Genomic DNA, 23,359 nt, shown 5'->3' with positions numbered 1-23,359 from the left:
CCGACCTATTCAGGAGATACTTCTTCTTCGGGGTAATCGGGAAGAGCCGCTTCTTCAAGGGGCAAAGGCTCCTGGTTTACTTTGGGAGTCATTCGAGCTATGGCTTCGATCAGCATGTCAAGATTCTCGCCGGAAATTGCCGAGACCTCAAAAGTCTTCTCCCTGGGCGGTGAAACAGCCTGATAAAAAGCTTCCAGATTCTCTTTGGCCTCGTCAGTGTCGCACTTGTTCAGTACGATCAAATAGGGGTAGTCGTTAAGAGCGCTGTTGTAGGCGCTGATTTCACTACGCAGAACGCGGTAGTCATCCTCAGGCTTTCGACCATCGATACCCGATGTGTCGAGGATGAAGAGCAAAAGCTTAGTGCGTTCGATGTGCCTTAAGAACTCAAGGCCAAGACCCCTGTTTTCATGAGCCCCTTCAATAATTCCGGGAATGTCGGCGATAAAAATACGGGTGCCATCCCTGAACTCAATAAATCCGATGTTGGGTTTCAGTGTCGTGAACGGATACGCTGCCGTCTTGACGCGGATATTGGCCAAAGACTCGATCAGGGTGGATTTGCCTGCATTCGGAAAACCGATCAGTCCCACGTCCGCGATCATTTTCAGTTCGAGCTCGACTTTACGCGTTCCCCCTTTTTTTCCGGGAGTGCAGTGATTGGGAGCGCGGTTGGTCGGTGTCTTGAAGAAGTTATTGCCAAGTCCCCCTTTACCGCCGCGGCAAAGAACAAGACGCTGTTTATCTTCTGTCATATCGGCGATCAGATCGCCTGTCTCGGCATCCTTAACCAAGGTACCGAGCGGTACCTGAATCACAAGATCCTGGCCCTTTTTTCCCTGACGGCAGTTGGAGCCTCCCGCGCCGCCATTTTCCGCTTTGATCAAACGCCTGTTGCGGAAAAAGTCGAGAGACGGGATCTGCACGCTGGCTTCGATGATGACCGATCCCCCGGGACCGCCGTTGCCGCCATAGGGGCCGCCTTTAGGAAGATATTTTTCGCGTCTCCAGGCGACGACGCCATTGCCTCCGCTGCCGGCTCGAAACTCAACTTGCGCACGATCTATAAACATAACAACAACTTCTGTATAGAAAAAGTAACTTTATACTACTTTTAATTAATATTTTTCCATGAATTTATACACAGGAAACTGAATACGGGTATTTTTCGCTGACAAGGGAGGGTGCCCGGGAGAGAATTTGTGGCGCGCGTAAAAAGCCGATCAGCAATCGTACAAAAAAAATAGGCGAGACTTTGCGGTATTGGCCACAAAGTGCTTGCCTATGGTAATCTTCAGGATCTGTTAAAACGAGGGCGTTATTGACCCGCGTCGATGGAAATAACTGTTTTGTTGGATTTCCTGAAGGAAACCATACCATCGCTCAAAGCAAACAACGTGTCATCATTGCCCCTTGCGACGTTTTTCCCAGGATGCCACTTAGTGCCTCTCTGACGCACCAGAATGCTTCCAGCCTTAACGATCTCTCCGGCTCCGACTTTCACTCCGAGACGCTTCGAATGCGAATCTCTTCCGTTTCTGGTTGAACCTTGTCCTTTCTTATGTGCCATGACAGTGCTCTCCTTGACCTATCGTTTTGCGATGTCAGTGATTTTAATTTTTGAGTAGGTTTGACGATGGCCAAACTTATGATTCTGCCTTTTTCTTGGCTTATACTTCATGGAAGTCAGCTTTTCGCCTTTAGTCTCTCCCATCAGTTCGCCTTTCACTGCGAACCCGGTAACATGAGGTGCACCTACTTGATGCTCTTTGCCATCAAATACAAAAAGAACATCGCCAAATTCGACTGAATCACCTTTCGCGCCTTCTAAGAGCTCAACGTTGATGATATCTCCCTTCGCGACTTTGTATTGCTTGCTACCTGTCTTGATAATAGCGTACATGAAATCTCCTTCAAACTCGATCCATGGATCTTATACGAAACTTAGTAGAATCAATATAAAGAAGGTAGCGTTTGAAATCAACACAAAACATTCAACCCGAGCACAAGTTCATCAAATATCGGTAGTTGTTGCCGTCATTTCGAGGAAAAATGCTCTCTTCTAAAGAGCGAATTTTGCCCGTTAAGGTGCTTGACAGAGAGAGGCGGTCAACTTAAGCTGACACTTCACCGATCAATAAAGGACTTGCATGAACATCGTCTTAGTTCAAGTCAAAATCTCCCTTGACGAGATCTCCCCTCTGCCCAAGGAATTTCCCAACCTGCTGTTTTTGCACTTAAGTGAAAACTCCTGCCGGAATTTAGGCAAAGAGCATTGGGAGAGGGTGGAAGTCCTCTTTGGCGGCCACCTCACCCGGAACGAGCTTAAGATGGCAACCAACTTAAAATGGATCCACGCCCCGAACGACGACCTCTCCAACCTATGCCTCGACGAGATTGAACAGAGAGGCACCGTCCTCCTCACCTATTCTGAAAACCCAAACGCGAAAGAAACAGCAGAGTTTGTCAGCGCCTGCCTGTTCTCCTTTGCAAAGCAACTTTTCCGCTGGAAAGACGCCACGAAGTTCCCAGGGCTTTTATGGGATGCCAAATGGATCAATTCCATGTGGAACCTAAAAGGAAAAACCATGCTCCAGATAGGCCTGTCGACAACAGGACTTGCCATCGCAGCCATGGGCAAAAGCTTAGGGATGAAAGTCGTCGGAGTGCACTCCAAGAAGAGCTTCCACCCCTCCTGCAAAAAAACTCTCACCTTCAAGGAACTCCATTCTGTGCTTCCGGCCGCGGATGTGGTCTCGCTGGCCCTGCCGAAACAACAGCAGTTCCATCGCTTCTTCGGCAAAAATGAGTTGCAGCTGATGAAAGACGATTCCATCCTGATCGTGGTCGAGTCCAACCGGGCCGTTGATGAAGAGGCGCTGTATGAAGCGGGCCAGAAAAAACTCCGCGGCATCGTGATCGATGCCTACCGGGAAACCCCCATTTCCGCCCATTCCCCTCTTTTCACCCTGCCGTCGCTGATCGTCACTCCCGATGTCGCGCGCCTGCCCAGCGATAAAAAGTCACCGCTCTTTTTAGAATTCAAACACAACCTGAGACACTACCTGCAAGGCAGTTTTATGGACATGAGAACGCTTTTCAACCCGGCGACGATTGCAGAAATTAGCAGACAGTCTCTCATCTGAGAGAAGAAATAAAAGATAAGACATGAAATGGGGATTTAGAGGGATAAAGCAGTTGGTTTCTGCTTCAAAAAAGAGTGGCCAGAACTGGAATCGAACCAGCGACACAAGGATTTTCAGTCCTCTGCTCTACCAACTGAGCTATCTGGCCAAACAAAGTAAAGACGATAGGCAATAGCAGATTTTTCCGCAACAAAGAAAATACAATACCGCTCCTTCCGCGCCCCCTACAGCTCCTTAAACAGCTCACACTTAGTAACGAAATTATATTTACTTATGCTCTTCTGCCTGCGTCGTCAAACCTCGGCTTTGGTTCTTCGATTCGTAGATCACCATATCCTTGACGATGTTAACCGTTTCTAGCAGCTGAGTATCTCCGACAAAACTCTGTCCATTATTCTCGGATTGAATTTTTTCCTGGTATCCCCCTCTTCTCAAACGGCTGGCGCTGCTCTCTTTAAGCTGCGGCACAGCCTCTCTCCAAAGACCTGTTTTCTTCTGCAGAGTTGGCACATAGTATCTTAAATACCATGGCTTTAAACTGGGATCCACATCCTGAAGGCTGTCTTGGTACGCAGGATCAATCCGGTCATTGCTTAAATGGGAGTCAAGATAGCCTTCCCCGATCTGCTCGCCGTCTAAAATACTCGGCACGACAATGTCGGCGCGCACCCCCATCTCCTGCGGCGTCTTTCCGGACACTGTATAATATTTTCCCACCGTTACTTTAAAATAGGAGCTTCCGCTATCGCCTTCAGTCACCGTCTGGCTCTGGATGGTTCCTTTGCCGTAGGTCTGTTCATCACCAACGACAAGCGCCACCCCATAATCTTGAAGCGCCTGGGCCACGATCTCGGCAGCAGAGGCGGTAATCTTCGAAGTCAGGATCACAAGCGGACCGTCATACGAGATTTTTCCGTCCATATCCCGGTACAGTTTTTTCTCACCATTCGAGTATTTGGAAATGACGACCACACCATTGGTAATGAAGAGACCGGCAACTTTCACGGCCTGGCTCAAAAACCCGCCGCTATTCTCCCGCAAATCGATCACAAGCCCTTTCAAGGGACCTTTGGAGGCCAACTCTTCAATGGCTCTCTTCACATCCCGCTCCGCGGAGACTCCTTTATCGTTTTGATAAAACGACGAGAGTTTGATCACCCCGATATATCCACCGCTGAAGGGTACATAGCGATAAGTAACCCTTCCCTCGTTGACAATGAACATCTTACGAGTTAACTTTATATTCTCCGAGGGAGCGGTTCCCCGCTTGATGGCAAGCAAGACATCTGTTCCCGCCTTGCCGCGTAAGCCATTCATCACCTCCTGCACAGGCACGTTCTTAATGAGCTTCCCATCGATTTTTTCGAGGAGATCGTTAACGTGCACACGTCCACTCTCCTGCGCCGGGCTACCTTCCAGTACCTTGGTGATGACATATCCATTATCTCCCTTGCGGACGATGATCCCGATCCCTTCGAGCGATTTTTCCAATCGCACCTTCATGTCAAAAGCTTCTTGGTCGTTGAGGTAGGAAGTATGGGCGTCAAGGCTCTTCGTCAACGCTTTAAGTACATGCATATAGAATAGGGAGCGCTTCTGCAATTGGGCGGCCGAGGCCACATTCTGCAAGATGACATATTCGTTCTCGCGAGTTTGCATCTCCTCTTCGTAGTTCTTTACCAGCTGCGCCTGATGCTTGGTCACCGGCCCTTTGCCAAACTTTTCCTTTTGCCTCCCGATGTAACGTACAAAATGCTCCTTCTGCCTGTTTTGCAGCTCGGTCAAGTTCGAGGCAAAACTACCGGGAGATCCCTCATCGGCAAAACCACCTCCGGCTCTCTCTTCGAGCAGCCGCGCGATGTTTGCCTCAAAACCTCTTCTTCCCTTCTGCGCTCTCTCTATCGACTTCTGGATCAAGGCGTTCAAGCTCTCATAGGTCTTGAATTCACTTCGATCCCACTCTTTGAGTACCGCGCTGATCTCCGTATCGGAAGGGTTCAAGTAGGGCTCCACTTCGCTCTCCAGCAGATAAATCCGATCGGGATCAAACTGTTCGATGTAAACTTTGAAGGAGTTTTTAACGATCGCGCCGCTTAAATTCTTCTGCTCGACGTGCTGCTTCATGATTTCACGCATCACTTGTTTAACATCTTCAGCCTGAAGGATTTTACCCTCTTCGGCATGAATAGATGAGAGCAGCAGGCCCAAAAAGATAAAGAATGGATAAAAACGCGCTGAGAGAGCAAAAAACAGAGCCATACGACCTCGATGAAACACTTTAAGGCTTTTTTTTATTATAATATTTTTTTTAGATATCGGCAACATCCCATTCCACGGAAATCCCGATACACCCGATACAATTGACCGTTTCAGTTTATGAACAGCCTAGCAGCGCCTGGGGAATTTTCAGCTCACACCACACCAGCAAAAAAACTGCAGCATCCCGAGGCAAGCCCCTTTTATCGGAATTGTTTTTTTGATATACAAGAGAGACAAAAAACCTGCACTTAGAAGGAGAGAGTTCTTTCAGCCAAAAGCAGGTTTGAGAGCGACACCAAGTGAAATGATGCTTCAGAAGAACGAATTCAACCTTACCTTGAACGATTTTACCGGTCCGATCGATCTTCTGATCGCCCTGATTCACGAAAACGAACTGCCCGCAGAAAACATCTTTTTAAAAGAGATCCTGATGCAATACGCAGGATTGAATGAACCGGGATTTGATCTTGGAGCGGAGTTTATTCAGTCTGCCTCCTGGCTCCTCCTCTTAAAAAGCCGGGCTCTGCTCCCGGACGAGCCCCAGGAAGAAGAGGAGGAAAAACTCTCTACCCTAAACCGGGAAAGAGCGCTTCAGGCCTTAATCGAATATGTTCAATTTAAAAAGGCCGGTGAGCAGCTTTGCCACAAAGACAAGGAGCTATCCTCCATTTTCACGAGAGGCAGCGTGGGGATGGGAGAGGTGCCCCGTCCCATGGGTGTCGACCATCTTTCCATGGAAGATCTCGGCCATCTTTTCAAAGAGTTGATGGAAAGAAAGGAGAATACTTCCCGTGTAATTTTTGAAGAGGAGTGGAGAGTCGGCGATAAAATCGCTTATATCAAACGCGAACTGGCGCATGCGCCACACATTGCGTTCTACACTCTGTTTCTAGAAAAGCAGTCCCGTCAAGAGTGGATCGTGACATTCTTAGCTATATTGGAGCTAATGAAACTGGGACTGATCAAGGCAACAAAAGAGGCGGATGGCGCGATTTATGTCGCTTCTGCCAAGTAAGGACCAGCAAAAGCATGACGAAAGAGATCAACCTGTTTTCGACCGAGCAAGAGACATCGCAGCTCCGTAAAAACACACCCAAGCCCGTCTATCAACCTCTTCCAATCGCCCCCCCACCCCAGGACGCCCCCTCTCCTGATGAGAAGTCGACGGAAGAGAGCCGTACCGCCCGCTCCATCATCGAGGCCATACTCTTCGCTTCCCCGGAGCCTATCCCCTTGCCGAAGATCCGGGAAGCGATCGACCCCTTTCTTCCCTTAAAGCCAAAAGCGCTCGAGTCCATTTTAAATAGTCTCAAAGAGGAATATATCCGCGAGCGCAGAGGCTTCAGGCTCTCTGAAACAGCGGAAGGATTTGTCTTAAAAACTCCAGAGGAGATGGGTCTGTTTTCAAAAACCGCCGGGGCGAAAGGCTCTCGCAAGCAGCCGCCGAAGTGCTCGCCATTATCGTGCACAGGCAGCCGATCACGAGGGCGCAAGTGGAAGCCATCCGCGGCGTAGACTGCACTGGAACCATTGCAGCGCTTGCAGAGCGGGGACTCATCAATCAGGTCGGCAAAGCCGAAGCCCCGGGAAGACCCAGCCTGTGGGCCGTGACCCCTTCTTTCCTTACCCATTTCGGGCTGAAAGATTTAAAAGAGCTGCAGCAAGAGCCATTAACCGCCACTTCTTGAACTTAAGCCAACGATACCGGAAGCGCCTCAAAAATTCGGGATTTTGAGACACTTTCGGTATTCAGTCGCTCCACGGTTCCGTCTCCTAAACTCACCCCCCATTTACAAGAAATTGATTATCAACTCACTACTCCCCTCCGTTTTTTAACATTCTCTTATTAATACTAAAATATTTAAAAAACATCGATTGTTTTATAATTAATTATATAAACCAAAGGAAGGTTTTATATGATTAATGGAACATCTTTACACCAATTTGCCCAAACTCAACTCCAGCAATCAGACATAAAAATTCAACCCGATGAAACGGGCCAGAACACAAAGGTCTCCGCTGAAATCCAGCTCAACGGCCGGACCGTCTTACTTACTTTGGTCTACAACGCATCCACCTTCAGAGAAGAAAATGTGAAGCCCCACCTGCTCGAGGCTATCGTTAAAGCCGAGGGGTTAGGACGCGTCTATGAATTAGGCAGCAAAACCAAAAGCATCAGCATCAACCGAAATAATGAGCTCTCCCTCCAAACCCTGGACGGAAGGGACAAGGAGAAGGGTGATGTCACTAAAGCTTTGATCGACAAAAAAGTGAAGCTGCTCAAGAAGCTGGATGATATAGAGGAAGGACAAACACCTACTCAGGGCAAGGAAAAATCGCCCGACGCTTTAAATCGACGAATCGGATTGATCAATCATTGCTTAAAAGATTGCCTGCATGTAGACATCCCCGAACCCATGCCTAAAACGCAAGAGACGCTCGGCAGTCATCCGCAATCCATGACGATTGAAGCCCGCGAGCCCTCACGAAAAGAAAAGCTCCGCGGCCGTCTATCTCTTATTGACTCTCTGAAAGAAAAAGCCTTGATCGCCGCCCGATACACTCAAAAAGTCGCCATCCACACTTTTGAAAAGATTAAAAAGACATTCGTTTCCGGGATTTTGAAAATCGGTGGCGCAGAAGCAAGAGAGCTGGATGCCTCCCAGGCCGCGAACAGGGCTGCCGATACGATCGGTGGAAAAGCGGAGATGCTAGAGGGGGGCAAGCGCATTGAGATGACGTGGGACGATGGCGAGGGCCACTCCGCTAAAGAAGTCATCGAACGAAGAGACACCGTCAAAAGCTTAAGAAAACAATCACTGCAAGAGCTTAAATACATCACTTCGCGTTTAAAAAATGAACCGCTGGACGCACCGGCAAAAGAGAAACTGGAGGCTAGAAAACAACAGCTGCTTGAAATTATCCAACGCTGCGACAGCTCGCCCGTCGAGTGGGCCAACTCCGATTATTTCAGGGATATTTTAAGGGGAGACCCTCTTCTTTCTTCCAAGGAAAATCCCGAAGGACTCGAGGGCGCCATCAACCGGTATGAACACCTGATGCAAAAGGAATACCTCACCTTGGCTCCGTCCGTCAACATGCGCTATCACAGCTGCTCGGTGGAGGGCAAGCAGGAAGGGTGGTTACGACTTGGCATTATCAGTGATATGAGTAACGGATTTGTCGACTTACAATCGCTTCAGGTCTTACGCAAATCCCTTTTGAACAACGACAGTGAAACAGCGAGCACGCTCCGTAAGGAGATCGCCTCAGACATCATCAGTTTCTGGCGAGACGCTGCCCTCTCGAATAAAGTCAATGCCGACGCTTCCGCAGGCTATGCTTTAAGAGAGTTGGGTTATTCAATGGAAACTATTGTGGCAATCAAGGCAGCGATCGACAAGACAAGGCCTGTTAGCAAAACTCTCCTTGCGCTTCAGCCACAGGACATGCCGGCATTGAAAGACAGAATGGATAAGACCATCGAAAAAAGGATGCAGGTGATGCAGGGACAGTTTCTGCAAATGGTCGCCGATCATGCCGGACGCCTCTCGGAAGAAGACGTGCAAAGCGGCATGATGAAGATGATTCACGTCAGCCTCCTTAGCCAATCGAGTAAAGCGATCGACGGCAGCGGGTGGTTCCACAACGAGGAGGTGGAAATCAAGGACATGGCGGCGCTGTTCGACCATTTTGACAACAAAATGCTCATTGCCGATGCGAAAGGCCCCTTCATTGATAAAGACGGTAATCTGCACGTCCCCCCAAACGCTGCATTCCAAGAAGGGCAGGAGCTATCCCTCCGGTCGATCTTCGTGAATCAGTCCGTCCAAGGAAACACCAAAAACAATAAAACGCAGCGCAAAATTAATGAAAGAGCCTACGCCAAACTCTCAGAATTTCACCTCGCCGATGACAAACCGCTCAAGAGATTACTCCATGGCAGAAAGTCTGGATACACCAACGCCGCCGATACGGTTGACTTGGTCATCAAAGCCGGATTTAAAACGTCCACAGGCTGCTTAAGCGCCAAAGACAGAACAGGTTTTGTCTCGGCCCTCAAAGTCGACCGCCTAATGAAAAACAACGGCTTTACCCCCAAGGTACGCCGCCGCATCTTAAGGCACCAGCTCGGCCCCGACTCGCCGGCGGTCCTGGTGATCAAAGACAATACCGGCACCTCCATTATGAAAATAAAACCCTTTCTGATAGAAGGACTTACTAAAGACACCTTCAGCATCAAAGGCTGGACAACAAGGGCTACCGTCTACCTCCGCCAGGGCATCGAGATCCTCAAAGAGAGGCGCCGCATCAAAAAGTATGAGAAGGCGGGCAAAGCCGCCCCGGCCGCTTAAATTATACCGAAAGTGTCTCAAAGTTGAGCATGAGGAGTCGTAGAAAGCCTCGGGAATGGAAGGGGACAACCCCCTCATATTTCTAATATTAGGCAACTTATAAGCTTCCAATCACAGGAAACATTTTTTCAAAAAACCAAATTCAGAGACACTTCCGGTATCTACCGCGTCGAATCCTCTCCTTCCTGTTTTCGAGGGCAAAAGAGCTTTCCGCAAACTTATTTTTTCACACCCCCTCAGCCTAGAAGCTCCTGGAACTTTGACCTTAAGAATAAGAACGAAGGAGTCTGGCGCCCTTTATAAAAATAACTTTTAAGTCGGATCGGGATCCGACTTATTCCCCTCCAGCAAACTCCTTTTGCTAAAAAACTGTTTATCTCCTATAATAACCGCTGATTCCACCCATCGGGTGGATTTTTTTATTATATGAAGCAACCCTCAAGTTTGCTTCATTGAGGCTCTGAAGCTGCCTTCAACAGGCAGACGACGATTCTCTGAACCAACAAAACAAGGAGATTGGCATCAATGCCGACAATCAACCAACTCGTGCGCACTGAGCGAGTCAGCAAAAAGCGCCGCAGCAAGTCGCCAGCTCTGAAGAAATGTCCTCAGCGCCGCGGTGTTTGCCTCCAGGTAAAGACCAAAACGCCGAAAAAGCCGAACTCCGCGCTCCGTAAAGTAGCATGGGTCCGTCTGTCGACAGGACAAGAAGTCATCGCCTACATTGGCGGCGAAGGACACAACCTTCAGGAACACAGCATCGTCTTAGTAAGAGGCGGCAGGGTAAAAGACCTTCCCGGTGTGAGATACCACATCGTCCGCGGAAGCCTAGACTGCGCAGCTGTAAAAGACAGAAAACAAGGAAGATCCAAATACGGGGCTAAAAAGCCTAAGTAACGCTAGGAAGCACCCTATGTGCCTCCTGGCCCGCGATCGGTGCTTGGGCTGTAAGTTAAGCTAAAAGCACTCATCACGCGCAGGCATATGCCCATATGCCGGGTGAACGGGGTTGGAATCTTCCTCTAATACGAATAGAGCGGCTTAAAGATGAGCCGTAAACATCTAGAAATTATGAGGAGTAAACACCTATGTCAAGAAGAAGACGCGCCGAGAAGAGGCAAACAGCTCCTGATCCAGTGTATCAGAGCTGCCTTCTCGCGAAATTCGTAAACAAAATCATGTACGACGGAAAAAAATCCGTTGCCCAGCGCATCGTGTATGACGCGCTCGAAAAATTCGCAAAAAGAGTCAAAGCGGAAGATCCTCTTGCCGCATTTGAGCAGGCTCTTGAAAACGCAAAGCCGGCGCTCGAAGTTAAATCGAGACGTATCGGCGGCGCCACATACCAGGTGCCCATTGAAATCCCCGCCAACAGAAGAATTTCGATGGCGATGGGATGGATCATTCAGCACTCCAGAGCTAAAGCCGGCCGCGCTATGGACGAAAGGCTTGCCGCGGAGCTTTCTGACTGCTTCAACAACCAGGGAACGACAATCAAGAAGAAAGATGATACTCACCGCATGGCCGAAGCAAACAAAGCTTTCGCCCATTACAAATGGTAAGGGAGAATTCATATGTCAAGACCTGCTAACGAAAAGCTTAACAAAGTACGTAATATCGGTATCATGGCCCACATCGATGCCGGTAAGACAACGACGAGCGAAAGGATCCTTTACTACTCCGGCCGTTCACACAAAATCGGCGAGGTGCACGAAGGCGGCGCGACGATGGACTGGATGGAGCAGGAAAGGGAGCGTGGTATCACGATCACATCCGCTGCGACTACTGTATTCTGGAAAGACTGCAAGATCAACCTCATCGACACCCCAGGTCACGTCGACTTCACAATCGAAGTGGAAAGATCCCTGCGCGTTCTTGATGGTGCTGTAGCGGTATTCTGCGCTGTTTCAGGCGTCGAGCCACAGTCCGAGACCGTATGGCGTCAGGCAGATAAATACGGCGTACCCCGTATCGCATTCGTCAACAAGATGGACCGTACAGGAGCCGACTTCTTATCCGCCGTCAACTCGATGAAAGAGAAACTGCACGCCAACGCCATCCCCGTTCAGCTCCCCATCGGAGCCGAAGCGGATTTCATCGGCTTGGTAGACTTAGTTTCGATGAAAGCCATCATGTTCGACGAAGAGTCCAAAAACGAGAAGTTTTCAGTTACTGAAATTCCAGATGACATGAAAGAACTCGCTGAAGAATACAGAGCAAGCCTGCTCGAAGAACTGGCGACGATCGCAGAGAGCGACGAGTTCATGATGAAGGTTCTCGAAGCGCCGGAGACACTCACGGAAGAAGAAGTCATCGCAGCCATCAGAAAAGGCGTCTGCGAAAACAAGATGAACGCAGTCCTTTGCGGCGCTGCCTTTAAAAACAAAGGTGTGCAGCAGATCCTGGACGCGGTCGTCAACTGGCTTCCTTCGCCGCTCGACAGAAAGCCTGTTAAAGCGATCGACTTGAAGACAGACCAGCACGTCTTCGTCAAACCTGAAGACACAGCTCCTTTTGCAGCTCTGGCCTTCAAAGTAATGACAGACCCGTACGTCGGCCGTCTTACCTACATCCGCCTCTACTCTGGAACCCTTGAAAAGGGTAGCACCGTCATCAATACGACGAAAGATAACAAAGAGCGTATATCCCGTCTTATCGAGATGCACGCTAACCAGCGTAAGGAAAGGGATGCGTTTTACACCGGCGACATCGCTGCTTGCATCGGTCTTAAAGGAACGACAACAGGAGATACCCTGTGCGATCCGAGCACTCCTCTTCTCCTTGAGAAAATGGAGTTCCCTGAGCCCGTTATCGAAATGGCGATCGAACCGAAGTCCAAGGCAGACCGTGAAAAGCTGTCGATGGCCCTCTCCTCCCTCTCCGAAGAAGATCCTACTTTCCGCGTTTCAACCAACGAAGAAACAGGACAGACGATCATCAAGGGGATGGGCGAACTTCACCTCGAAATCCTGCACGACAGGATGAAGAGAGAGTTCAGCGTTGAGGCCAACGTCGGTAAACCTCAGGTTGCCTACAAAGAGACCATCACCAAGCCCGGCTCATCGCAAACCAAGTTTGTCAAACAGTCTGGCGGACGCGGACAATACGCCCACGTTGAAATCGATATTCGCCCGAACGAAAAAGGTAAGGGCAACGAGATCAACAACAAGATTGTCGGTGGTGTGATCCCAAGAGAATACATCCCTGCGGTTATCAAAGGGATCGAAGAGGGTCTTTCCACAGGCGTTCTTGCCGGCTTCAACCTTGTAGACGTCGTTGTTGATATCGTTTTTGGTTCCTACCACGATGTCGACTCGAACGAAATGGCATTTAAGATCTGCGGATCGATGGCCATCAAGGACGCAGCGAAAAAATGCGCTCCGATCCTGCTTGAGCCGATCATGAAAGTCGACGCCACAACTCCTGACTCTGCGATGGGAGATGTGATCGGCGACTTGAACCGCCGCCGCGGCCAGATCGTCGGCCAGGAAAACTTGAAGGGTGCTGTGCTTGTCCACGCAGAAGTACCGCTCTCCGAGATGTTCGGCTACTCCACACAATTGAGATCGCTCTCTTCGGGACGCGCCTCCTTTGTGATGCAGCCAAGCCATTTCGCACCCGTACCTGCGAAAATCCAGGAAGAAATTACCAAGAAATAAGGTTTTGACAACATGGTTAAACAAGATAAAGCAACTCCCAAGCAGAGCAGGCAGAAGATCCGCATCCGCCTTAAAGGCTACGATCAAAGACTTCTTGACCGCTCTACAGAAGATATCGTTGAAACAGCAAAGAGAACAGGCGCTGCAGTAGCAGGCCCGATCCCTTTGCCGACCCGCTGTGAGAAGTTCACAGTTCTCAGATCGCCGCACGTCGACAAAAAGTCGCGCGACCAGTATGAGATCAGAACTCACAAAAGGCTAATCGACATCTTAAACCCCACAGCGAAGACAATCGATGCGTTAAAAACGCTCACTCTTCCTGCCGGTGTAGATATCAAAATCAAAGCGTAAAGCTTAGATTCTAAAAAGGGGCTTTTTAAAGCCCCTTTTTTTTCCCTCCCGTTTCAACAACTTCCTGCAGCATTGACATTTGGCTTCGCCTTGCATTATGCAAGATATACCGAACGCGTCTCAAAATTCGGTATCCATTCAGGGAGCAAAATATCCATGACTTTCTCATCAAGATGCTTATACCGCGAAACTTTTGGATGCTAAAAGATCTCTGCCCGAGGATGAAATCTATCTTTTCGGGATCATCGACGACCGGATGGCACAAATTCTGAGGGAGCGCTCGCTCCAATTGTCGGATCTAGTATCTGCTCTTGCGGCTTTTCGGCTTTTTAGACACCACCATGCAAAGGGTGGAAAGCACCAAACATGCACCCGAAAGGCGCCCGCTATATGCCGCAAGCTCCTTAAAATTTGACTTTTTAGGAAATCGAGAGCCGTAAGGATCGAGACATTGCAAGTCGCCTCATATTTCTAACATCGGGCGGCTTGCAATGTTTCAATCTGGGGGAGCTCTCTCTGCCCAGACTAAGTTTTAAGGCACTTTAGATAAACTCTCGCCCTAGATTAAAATTTTTTCCAGAGGACTCCATCAATGACAGTCCTGAAGAGGTCTTCTGTCGAGTATTCGGCATGGAACTGATAGGTTCCGTCGGCTTTTTTCTCAAAAATCTCGAACCCCTCGAAAATACCTTTCGAAGTGAACTCCCAGGCGATCTTGCCCGTGTCATAAACACCTTTCCCCCTGACGTCTTGCAAAAGGTCATTGGTCAAGCTGATCTCGAATTTCTCGTTTTGGATCGACTGGAGCGTGTAGGTGTTTAACATCTTTTCATTGATGCCCTGCATTTCGACAAGCTGCTTTAAAACAATCGCTCCATTTTTCTCGCTGCCAACCTGCCATTTGGTGTAGAACTTAATTTCGTCAGCCGATCCGCTGAACTGAACCCGTCCCTCGCCAAGCCATGTCCCTTCGTGAAAAAAGAAATCGTGCCCTTTTTGATTATCCATCAGAACATGAACCTCCTGCTATATACGCTTTGCAATACCCCAAGCGCTGTCATGGTCGAGAGGACTGATGAGCCCCCGTAAGTGATAAGCGTCAGCGGAACGCCTGTGATCGGCAAAAATCCCGACATCATGCCGATGTTAACAATCACATGCATGGCAATCAAGACGGCGATACCGGCAGACAACAGCCTTCCAAAGTGATCCTTGGCGACTGCCGAGACCTGAAAGGAACAATAGATCAAAGCAAAAAGAAGCGCAAGGATGAGTAAAAGCCCAAGTAGCCCGAATTCTTCGCCAAAAGCTGGGAAAACAGAGTCAGTAAAAGGCGCCGGCAACCAACCCCCTTTGACAAATTCGCTCTTTTTAAAACCCGTGCCAAAAACCCCTCCGACGGCAATCGCTGTTTGCGCCGCTTTTTGGTGAGGAGTGTTGGGGTCGAGCCTGTCGAACTGATACTCTTTCAAAAAATTCAGTGCGTAGGGCTTGATCGTTTGATGCGGGACGATATTTAAAAAAATAACCGCAATGATCAGAACCCCAACCAACCCTAAATAGGACATCACCCGCACAAGAAAGGGATGGGCGCCTCCAAAATAGAACATGACAAGAGTGATAGGGAACAGAACCAGCGCGGTTCCAAGATCAGGCTGTTTGAAAATCAGTAAAAACGGGATACCTGTAATGACAAAGGCCTGGAAGGCCGTGGAAAGGTGATCGGAGACATGCTTTTTTCTTTCGAGAAACCAGCTTAAGGTGATTACGACAGCTATCTTAGCATACTCCGAAGGCTGAAGGCTGGCGCCGATGAAGGGAACTTTATACCACCTGTGCACCCGCTGAATGGGATCGGTAAAAAAAAGACCTACGAGCAGGACGATCATGAGCGCATAAAGAAACCAGGTCCACTCCCTGAGTTTGTTGTAGTCGAATCCAGCAAAGAATAAAAAGAGCAGCCATCCGATAGCAAACCACTGGATCTGCACCAGAACGGTCGTGGTAAAAAAGTGGGACTCTCCTTCCATATTCAAAGGTTCCGAATAGGAGGAAATCACCAAGAGGCTGATTAGCATCAGGGCAAATATGATCGGTATCACTCGAAAATCGAGCCTCATCAGAAGCTTAGGATTCCACCACATGCAAAACCTTTAGGAGCGTCGCAAATGCCCTGTAGTTTAAAGGAAATTACGGGAGCGGTAAATCAAAAGTTTGATACAGAAGCTTCCGAGAGCTTAAAAATCTCACTTTAGGAAAAAGCTAGTGCTACCCCCTGCGCTCCCGTAATTAAAAAACAATTATTAATATTAATTTACAAAAAACAAACAAATTAATTAGAATTATACAACTGTAATTCCTTTCCTAATCCAGGAGAATAATTTATGACCGTGTCATCCCATCTAGCAGGGGCAGCTCAATTGACAACCCCGTCTATTCCTTCACCGCCCTCTGAAAAAAACGGTCTGGATGGAGACTCACTAGCTTATCTATTCTCTTTTCTTGACTTGGAAGACCTGCCAACCCTTCCACAAGTCTGCAAGCAATGGGCCACAGTTGTTAAGAAAAACGCCAATTTGCAAAACCATATCGAGAGCCTGCTTCCGGCAAGGATAAAACAGCTTCAAAATGTCAGCCTGCAAGAAAAAACAAAAATCTACATCAAAGAATTGGATACCCGAGTCAATTTTGTCTTGAATAATCCCGATCTCAAAATCCATGTCTATCTGTGGAGTCCAGAGGGAGGAGCCCCCCTTTTCCCCACGTCACTCATCGAAGAGCTCAAATCCGATCACTCCCTCTCTTGGAAAGCCGAGAAAATCAGCAATGTGGTCAACCAAGCCACCTTTTTCAACCAGCCTGAAAAGATCGCCTGCTACAAATTCACCCACCTCGCAAACGATAAGGATATCGAAGAGGCCAATCACTTGCTAGCCGCAGGCTTTGACCCGAATTTAAGCTTATCTGAAAAACACGCCGACAAATACCCGACCGCACTCTTTACCTTGGTTGATATGGGAATGAGCTATATGACGTTAAACCGCGACTCGATTGTCCAGTTGATAAAAAATATGATCGATCATGGCCTGGATGTTAGCGTAGAAGATAAAAAAGGAAAGACCGCCCTTGAACTTCTTGAGAGGAACCCCAGATTCCCGGTGGAAGAAGTCTCCGCCCTTACGAATTACGCAGAGAGCAAAAGGTCCCTGATCACGCCGGCACTAAGAAGCCAGCTTCTGGGAACTGGCAATCGCGCCTAAAAGTCCCGGTATCAAATCTCGATAGAGATCTACCTCGCTAAGCAGCCCCTCCACGCTGACGATCACATGTTCAGTCAGTATTCTCTCGTCGACATCCATCTGTGGATTCTCAGAAAGCGCCGCCATATAACCTACAAGCCCAGTATGGAGGGAAAGATCGTGGCGCACCAGGGCTTTGGCAGCAATGTTGCTGACCGCTTCCACTATCGGTTTCATATCGCTTAAAAGAATAAGATAAAATTTCAACTGATCTTGCTGCTCGTTTGTTAAAGGTCCTCTCGTCCCTTCTTCTCTCAGCCTCTTCACCTCATCTTCAATTTTAGCTTCAACAATCTTACCAACGATCAACTTAATCACCGATTGGCCGGTGACGATGAATTTCGCTGTTTCGGTAATCGACGAGATGACCCCCTTCTTGACTTGGCCAAACGCTCCCTTATCCTCTTCAACTCCTCTTTCTGACGAAAATATCCCGGCAACAGGTTTTGCCTCATCCAGCATTGTCATCAGAGGGGACTGGGAGAGTTCCTTATCCCGGACGTCGACCGGTATTCTTCTCTCTTTCTGAACTGCACTGACATGGCGGGCGAAGTTGAGCAGCTGCGGGGCTATTAGACCATACTCCTCAGCCGCTTCCACCGTAGGCACCTCTCCACTTTCCAGATCCCTCTTTAGAAGCTTAGTGTCTTGGCTTAAGCCTTCCAAAAGTTGCGACAGAGAAAGGCTAAGCTCAAAGCTGACCCCCTTGAAATCGAATTTACCTAGCTGCGCTTCCAGTTGTGTCATCAGGGATTTTGCGAAAGATGTCTCATTGAAGGTTGTCAAAAGCTTTATCGCCATCTGTTTGGCTTGCTGCTCATCTTCAAAACTTGCTCCTTCCATCAGGACGTCGAGCAGTGGATTGGAAAGAGCGCACATCAGCTCAGCAGGTTTTTGTTTAACGACTTCAAGCAGAGTGCCGATATTGATTTTCTTCATGCACACATCGGATTCTACGATCATAGCCTTCAGAATTTGCTCTGGACGGGCTTGATTGACCTCCTGAACGCTACTCAGCTTAGCACTCTGCAGCATGAGCGGCATCCGTTCGACAACCAGGGGATCCAGCAGATTTTTTCCCAAAGAGAACTGCGGATTGAGGAAGGCTTTGATCAGTTCTTCAAGGGACTTTCGCCCTTGCTTCGTTAAAGGTACAGAGCAGCCTTTGATACACTCATGATTGAGATAGAGCTGGATCTTCTGCTTTAAATGCTCCTCCGGCTGACGGGTGCTCTCATCGATTCTAGATGTATTGGAGAGGATCTCCTCTGCAAGAAGCTCTACGGCTGCATCGAAGATGTAGGGTAAAAGAGCCTGTCTTTCTTTTTCTTCAATCAGGATTGTATAGCCGGCTTCTATCGGTTTTTCCTGTTTGAGCCTGTCTTCACAGAAGCGGCAACAAGCTATCGCAATCTCTTGCGGACTGTACTGATGTTCCTGGTATAGCTTATATCCTATACCGACAATTTTCTTTATCTCTGAAATCTCCTTAGAGGTAAGAGTGCGTGTCTGCAGTATTGTTCTTCCCATCTCGGCGCTGAGAAGGGGAATGATTTTATTAATAATGAAATCATCCTCGGCCGTACGATATAAACCCGCAACAACTCGCACCAACTCATTGGAGAAAGCTTTTTCTCTCTCCTTCGGCGCTTGATCCTCCCAAGCAACCCCCTCCTCTGAAGCCTCCTCAGAGGCTGTCAAAGACATCTCCACCTGCCTCTTCGGAAGCGCAGATTGGGGAATGGATTTAACACCTTGTAATACCCCTTCAAATAACCCTGGAAGTGTATTTTGACATTCTTTGAGAAGCACTTCTCCCGACTGGTACAGCATCATGACAAGCTCTTTTTTCTTCTTCTGTTTTACCCGTTTAGATTCTTCCGCAGCTGCACCTTTGTTCTGCATCTCCTGATCAATCGTCGACTCCGTTTCGAGGTTGATCCAATAATTGATAAGCTCCTGCTTTCCGTCGATTTGGATTTTATCAAGCAGGTGGACAGCCACTTTTTGCATGATCGGAACCAAGAGGGGCATTGCTCTCATAAGATCCGGATCGACTTTTGAGCTGTCATCTCCCGTGACATACGATTTCAAATTCCCCCATTTTTCCATGGCGAATCCAGCTCCGGAGACGCCATATTGCAGAGCGCTGCTGCCTAATACCTGAGACAACTTCGATTGTGATGTGGCGACGGTAGAGAGCGCCATTTTAAGAAAAAACTTTCCCGTAGTTCCCGCGCCCTCTGAGCTGTCCTGATCAGCATCGAATATCATTCCACCCAAGGTTCTGAAGAGCTGTCTGACTAAAGCAATCTCTTCCTCCGTTTGCTTCGAACCTAATTTTTGGGAAGAGATCTCTTCCGTCTTCATTCCGACGAGGCCTGAGAGCAATCCGGCTATCACCTCAGGAGTTGTCACTTCCAGATCCAACTCCACGGCATTGACCATCTCCAGTTTGGCAAGCAGTTTCTTAAATTCTTCGATCTTTTCGTTAAATTCTTTTCGGGATGTGAGCAGGGGAATCAATTTTTGAATGTTTTCTTTAAACTCAGGGCTGTCATCGCCCGCCAGCACAGCCAAGGCAGGGACCGCCACGGAGGCGATGGCCTTATCGGGATTGACCGATACGGCGTCAAGTAGCTCTTTGATGCTTAGATTTTTAAATACATGAAGCACCTGCTGATCAAATAGATCGCCCAGCAGGCTCTCATCATACGGCAAGTGGTTGATATTTTTTACATGGTTCAAATCAAGCGCGCTCATGATCTGCGGAAACTTCGCGACGACACGGAAGTGTCCGGGAGCTCTTCCCTCGGCAAAATCGGGTGCAGAGACTTTCTTTGCCAAGAAAGCAAGCCGCCTCTGCCCCTCTTTGTTCAAGACAAGCTCTTTACCCTTGACCGCAGTGAACAAGGCGACAGTGTCCTCTATGGTCTCTCTCGGCTGGTTGGCAATCGCACGTTCAATACAGGCCTCAAAGCAAAATCGAAGAAGTGTTTTTTCAGGGATCGGTCTCTCCAACGGCAGATCATTCCTAAACTGATTACCGATATACCGCGCCAGGGCGCATACAGCCACACTTTCGGAATACCCTCTGATGCTCAACACTTTAATCTGAGGGGGATAATCGAGAAGCGCCTCAAGCTCGGCTTGGTTAACCGGGCCACGCACCCCCTGATTTCGCATAGAATCGAGGAGTAAGGGTCCATAATCTTCATTATAATTAAGCAGGTCTTTTTCCCAGCCTTCCAGAGTCGGTAGACCGGATTTAAAGGAGGCCAAAAGCGCTTCTGGGCTCGGTTTATCAAGCGGCTCTTGTTTCTTACGTTGTTTCAGCATGAGTGCGATACAGCCCAAAGCTACCTGCTTCTTCGCTTCGGAAGCTTGTGAGTATCCACCCTTCTTAAGCAGCTCCATCGCTAAAGAGAACGTTTTTCCGATAATTTCAGCCTCTTTGGCAGTCTTGGGAAGCAGATTCGTTTCTTTCAGCGTTGAGCAAAAAAGCTCATTCTCTTCCGCTGAAATCGCGCTGCCACATTCTCTCTTAACCCGATCCTCCCAACCTTTCAGGGCAGGCATCGCATCACAGAAAGGAATAACCTCTTCGAGCTCAGGAACCTTAGTCAATTTGCCCGCTTTCTGATAATAGAGAACAAACCCCTTTGCAAATACATCAGGAGCAACCTCCGTAGCAGAGGCGTATCCGTTTCCGTAGGAAGCGGCATCCAAGAGCACATTGAGTTCCTTTGCATTAACTGGACCCTGGAAAAAGGGCTCAAATTCTTTAGAAAACACATCTATCGCAGCAACTTTTTCTCCCGCTATCTCAAATCTGTCCCTCCAAAGCTGCATGTTCTCCAGTCTGTATCGTTCTTTGCTTGCTTCGGTTACGCACATTTTAGACAGAAGTGCTTTTGCGGCCGGGTCGCTCACGAGTTTATTGAACTTTCCGACATCGTCCGGGAATCCATGATCATCTCCAAGCCTCAGAATCACCTCAGAGATGACCCGGGCATCAAATTCGATATCATCGGAGTTCAAACTGCCGGCTAACGTCATCAGTTTGTCGAGAGATTCTTTCCATATCATGGGATCTTGCGTTGCGCACCTGGCAATGAGTATAGGTCCCCACTTCTCGACAGCGTGGTTAGCGACTTTACTGAAGAAGCCGGCTTCTTTCCTCTCCCCTATCATCGATTTAATAAACTGGCTGGATGTATCGAAAATATCCTGTGCTTCAAAGAGTCCCAGGCAAAGAGAGAGTACGCTGTCCGCCCTTCCATAAAACTCTTCGAGACTCACCTCTGATTTTAAAGAAGGCAAATCCAATTTTGAGAAGAGCTGTACCGACTGCTTTTCCGTCAACCCCAATTGCTCCGCCTTGGCTTGAAGCACCTTTTGGATCTGTTCTTGCCGAGGTGCTGAATAAAAGGGATGATCAAAAATCGACAGCGCCCCCTCGGCAAATTTCTCGTTTTCCGGAAGGGATGGGTTCAGGCAGAACTTTGCGCAGTCTTGAGAAAACCTCTCTCCTACTTTCTCTCGCAAAAGAGCCGGCAAGGCTTCAAATTGCTTTCTGCGCTCGATTTTCCGCAACTGCTGCATGGCCGCATCAAGCGCGGTAAAAAAATTGCCCTTTTGCGCCGTCCCCACCTCTTTTTCGAGGGCGGAGATAAATACCCTTTCATCGATTTGGAGGCTGGGAGGAAGTTTTTCGTTTTGGCTTCTGAATTTATTCAACATTTTACTCAGTCTGAAAATCGTTTTAGCCTCTTCTGACTCTTTTGACTTGTTGCCCAGTTCTTCAGAAATTCGCTTTGAAAAACTGCTGCTCAACCGGGAAATATCTTTCAATTCCGTCTCCCAGCGTATAGCGGAGACATCCACCCCTTGATCCGATAAATAATCGATCACCTCTTTGACATCACTTCGGATGGCCTCCTGAATAGGCGTGTCGCCGGCCTCATTGACTGCCTCCAAAGACGCCCCTTTCTTAATCAGCTCCAGGGCAAGTTTACCCAGCTCATTCCTGCAAGCCCAGTGCAAGGCAGTATTTCCATGCTCATCCACAGGCTGAACATCGTCATCTTTCAGATGTTCTAACAGCGCAAACGCGAGTTTTTCGTTACTAGTGCGACAAGAAAGTATCAGGTGATCAGGCCTTACCGCCAATTCGTTGCTCAATAAGGCAAGTGCGCACTCCGTTTTTCCCTCTTCGATGCTCTCAGCCAAGACATCTCCAAAGATCTCCTCGAAACGCTCGCTTTGTACAAAATCTTTCGCCTCGACACCCCTCTCGATCAGAAGAAGCATCAGGCGCTTGTCAATCGCTGCTACGGGTTGATCTGCTCCCAAAAGCTTTTCGTTGACAATCGAGTAGAGGGTCTCTCCATACTCGCTTTCGATTTCAAGATCCGCACCGCGGTCGATCAGTTCTGCTACCACTTGTTCCAGACCGGAATCGAACGCGTTAAATAAAGGCGGTTCGCCATCAGAGTCAAGAGCGTTCACATCGGCGCCTGCCTGGATCAGCATCATCGCGATGTCGGCATGGCCAAAACGGCAAGCGATATGCAAAGGGGTTTCCTCAAAGTCTCCTCCTGTAAAATCAACATCGAACGTCACGACTCCCGCCTCGACCGGAATCTTCCAGAGGTAGAAATCGATAGCATTACCTTTACAGAGCTGTTCTATCAGCTTTTCAGCGATTTTTGTTTCCCCTCTCTCGCAGGCAATGAGAAGGAACTCTCTTTTTTGATGATTCGATAGCGGAAATCCACTCTCCAGAAGAGCCAGTGCCATTTCGCCGTGTCCTCGCTCGATACTGATGCGGACCTTATCGACAAGTTGTTGATTGGCATCGTGCTTGGAGTAGCCAAGAAACGATCCGAACTTGGAGCCCAGCCATCCCTTTTCGACAAAAAAACCACCATGCGCGCTGATGTGATTGATCACCTTTAAGACAGCGGGGCTATTGCCGTATTGCTCCGGAAGGCAGCGGACGATTTTAACCGCCTCCGGTATCAGTGTGTCATTGCCGTCGCAACTCTCAATCTTTTCCGACAGATGGTTGATCACCGCACGGCACATGATCTGATTTTCGCCACTCAGCCTATCGCCGAGCTCCTCGTCAGGAAGAGAGAGCAGATCCTGCCATTCCCTTGGAATAAATTTGTAGTGGCCACCCACGGAATGCGCATCCATGCCAAACCTCCGGTTACATACATCAGACCAAATATTAGTTAATACATTTACAGGAAGTGATACCACTAATTATAATTTTAACAATT

The 23,359-nt window shown here is 48.6% G+C and carries 17 protein-coding genes and 1 tRNA gene; 10 read left to right on the top strand and 8 right to left on the bottom strand.

The features are described from left to right. Positions 1–5: 5 nt before the first annotated feature. From obgE to rplU, 3 genes are all read right to left on the bottom strand, one after another. Positions 6–1,073: a GTPase ObgE gene (gene obgE / locus ELAC_RS08440; protein ID WP_098038841.1), complete on the bottom strand. Its 1,068-nt coding sequence runs from the start codon at positions 1,071–1,073 to the stop codon at positions 6–8. 245 nt (positions 1,074–1,318) lie between these two features. Continuing rightward, entirely contained in the window at positions 1,319–1,570 is a 252-nt protein-coding gene (gene rpmA / locus ELAC_RS08435) for a 50S ribosomal protein L27 (protein ID WP_098038840.1), read from the bottom strand. 18 nt (positions 1,571–1,588) lie between these two features. Beyond that, the gene (gene rplU / locus ELAC_RS08430) at positions 1,589–1,903 is read right to left on the bottom strand and encodes a 50S ribosomal protein L21 (protein WP_098038839.1); all 315 of its coding nucleotides are present in this window, start codon (positions 1,901–1,903) and stop codon (positions 1,589–1,591) included. Between the two features lie 247 nt (positions 1,904–2,150). Here rplU and ELAC_RS08425 point away from each other — a divergent pair, with 247 nt between their 5' ends. Further along, positions 2,151–3,146 carry an NAD(P)-dependent oxidoreductase gene (locus tag ELAC_RS08425; RefSeq protein ID WP_098038838.1) on the top strand — a complete coding sequence of 332 codons (996 nt, stop codon included), beginning with the start codon at positions 2,151–2,153 and terminating at the stop codon, positions 3,144–3,146. A 75-nt stretch (positions 3,147–3,221) separates the two neighbouring features. Here the strand turns inward: ELAC_RS08425 and ELAC_RS08420 are convergent. Together ELAC_RS08420 and tsp are read right to left on the bottom strand one after the other, a co-directional pair. Beyond that, positions 3,222–3,294: transfer RNA gene (locus ELAC_RS08420), tRNA-Phe, on the bottom strand. A 119-nt stretch (positions 3,295–3,413) separates the two neighbouring features. Further along, the gene (gene tsp, locus ELAC_RS08415) at positions 3,414–5,405 is read right to left on the bottom strand and encodes a tail-specific protease Tsp (RefSeq protein ID WP_158227853.1); all 1,992 of its coding nucleotides are present in this window, start codon (positions 5,403–5,405) and stop codon (positions 3,414–3,416) included. Positions 5,406–5,712: 307 nt separating this feature from the next. Here tsp and ELAC_RS08410 point away from each other — a divergent pair, with 307 nt between their 5' ends. The 8 genes from ELAC_RS08410 to rpsJ all read left to right on the top strand — a co-directional run bounded on the left by ELAC_RS08410 (position 5,713) and on the right by rpsJ (position 13,770). Continuing rightward, positions 5,713–6,420, top strand: coding sequence for a segregation and condensation protein A (locus ELAC_RS08410; RefSeq protein ID WP_158227852.1), 708 nt, complete (start codon positions 5,713–5,715; stop codon positions 6,418–6,420). Positions 6,421–6,434: 14 nt separating this feature from the next. Beyond that, positions 6,435–6,920 carry an SMC-Scp complex subunit ScpB gene (locus tag ELAC_RS08405; protein ID WP_275425091.1) on the top strand — a complete coding sequence of 162 codons (486 nt, stop codon included), beginning with the start codon at positions 6,435–6,437 and terminating at the stop codon, positions 6,918–6,920. Then, on the top strand, positions 6,854–7,093 hold the full coding sequence (scpB, locus tag ELAC_RS12020; protein ID WP_275425090.1) for an SMC-Scp complex subunit ScpB: 240 nt from the start codon (positions 6,854–6,856) through the stop codon (positions 7,091–7,093). Before ELAC_RS08405 ends, scpB begins: the two co-directional genes overlap by 67 nt. Positions 7,094–7,321: 228 nt before the next feature. Next, on the top strand, positions 7,322–9,760 hold the full coding sequence (locus tag ELAC_RS08400) for a hypothetical protein (protein WP_098038835.1): 2,439 nt from the start codon (positions 7,322–7,324) through the stop codon (positions 9,758–9,760). Between the two features lie 525 nt (positions 9,761–10,285). Continuing rightward, positions 10,286–10,657 carry a 30S ribosomal protein S12 gene (gene rpsL, locus ELAC_RS08395; RefSeq protein WP_098038834.1) on the top strand — a complete coding sequence of 124 codons (372 nt, stop codon included), beginning with the start codon at positions 10,286–10,288 and terminating at the stop codon, positions 10,655–10,657. Positions 10,658–10,848: 191 nt separating this feature from the next. Beyond that, positions 10,849–11,322, top strand: coding sequence for a 30S ribosomal protein S7 (rpsG, locus tag ELAC_RS08390; RefSeq protein ID WP_098038833.1), 474 nt, complete (start codon positions 10,849–10,851; stop codon positions 11,320–11,322). Between the two features lie 12 nt (positions 11,323–11,334). Further along, positions 11,335–13,419, top strand: a complete 2,085-nt coding sequence (fusA, locus tag ELAC_RS08385) for an elongation factor G (RefSeq protein ID WP_098038832.1) — start codon at positions 11,335–11,337, stop codon at positions 13,417–13,419. A 12-nt stretch (positions 13,420–13,431) separates the two neighbouring features. Then, positions 13,432–13,770, top strand: coding sequence for a 30S ribosomal protein S10 (rpsJ, locus tag ELAC_RS08380; protein ID WP_098038831.1), 339 nt, complete (start codon positions 13,432–13,434; stop codon positions 13,768–13,770). A gap of 564 nt (positions 13,771–14,334) precedes the next feature. On the opposite strand, the gene ELAC_RS08370 is transcribed toward rpsJ, so the two are convergent. Beyond that, positions 14,335–14,778, bottom strand: coding sequence for a hypothetical protein (locus ELAC_RS08370; RefSeq protein ID WP_098038829.1), 444 nt, complete (start codon positions 14,776–14,778; stop codon positions 14,335–14,337). Beyond that, a complete protein-coding gene (locus ELAC_RS08365; protein ID WP_098038828.1) occupies positions 14,778–15,914 on the bottom strand; it encodes an FtsW/RodA/SpoVE family cell cycle protein in 1,137 nt (378 codons plus the stop codon). The genes ELAC_RS08370 and ELAC_RS08365 overlap by 1 nt, the downstream gene beginning before the upstream one ends. Before the next feature lie 240 nt (positions 15,915–16,154). Between ELAC_RS08365 and ELAC_RS08360 the strand changes: the two genes are divergently transcribed. Then, positions 16,155–17,030 carry an F-box protein gene (locus ELAC_RS08360; RefSeq protein WP_098038827.1) on the top strand — a complete coding sequence of 292 codons (876 nt, stop codon included), beginning with the start codon at positions 16,155–16,157 and terminating at the stop codon, positions 17,028–17,030. Here the strand turns inward: ELAC_RS08360 and ELAC_RS08355 are convergent. Further along, complete coding sequence (locus ELAC_RS08355; protein WP_098038826.1) at positions 16,992–23,273, bottom strand: ankyrin repeat domain-containing protein; 6,282 nt, start codon at positions 23,271–23,273, stop codon at positions 16,992–16,994. The genes ELAC_RS08360 and ELAC_RS08355 overlap by 39 nt on opposite strands. Positions 23,274–23,359 lie beyond the last annotated feature (86 nt).

Origin of the sequence: Estrella lausannensis, assembly GCF_900000175.1 — a bacterium.
GTDB lineage: Bacteria > Chlamydiota > Chlamydiia > Chlamydiales > Criblamydiaceae > Estrella > Estrella lausannensis.
This window is presented reverse-complemented; position numbering and strand designations above follow the sequence as displayed.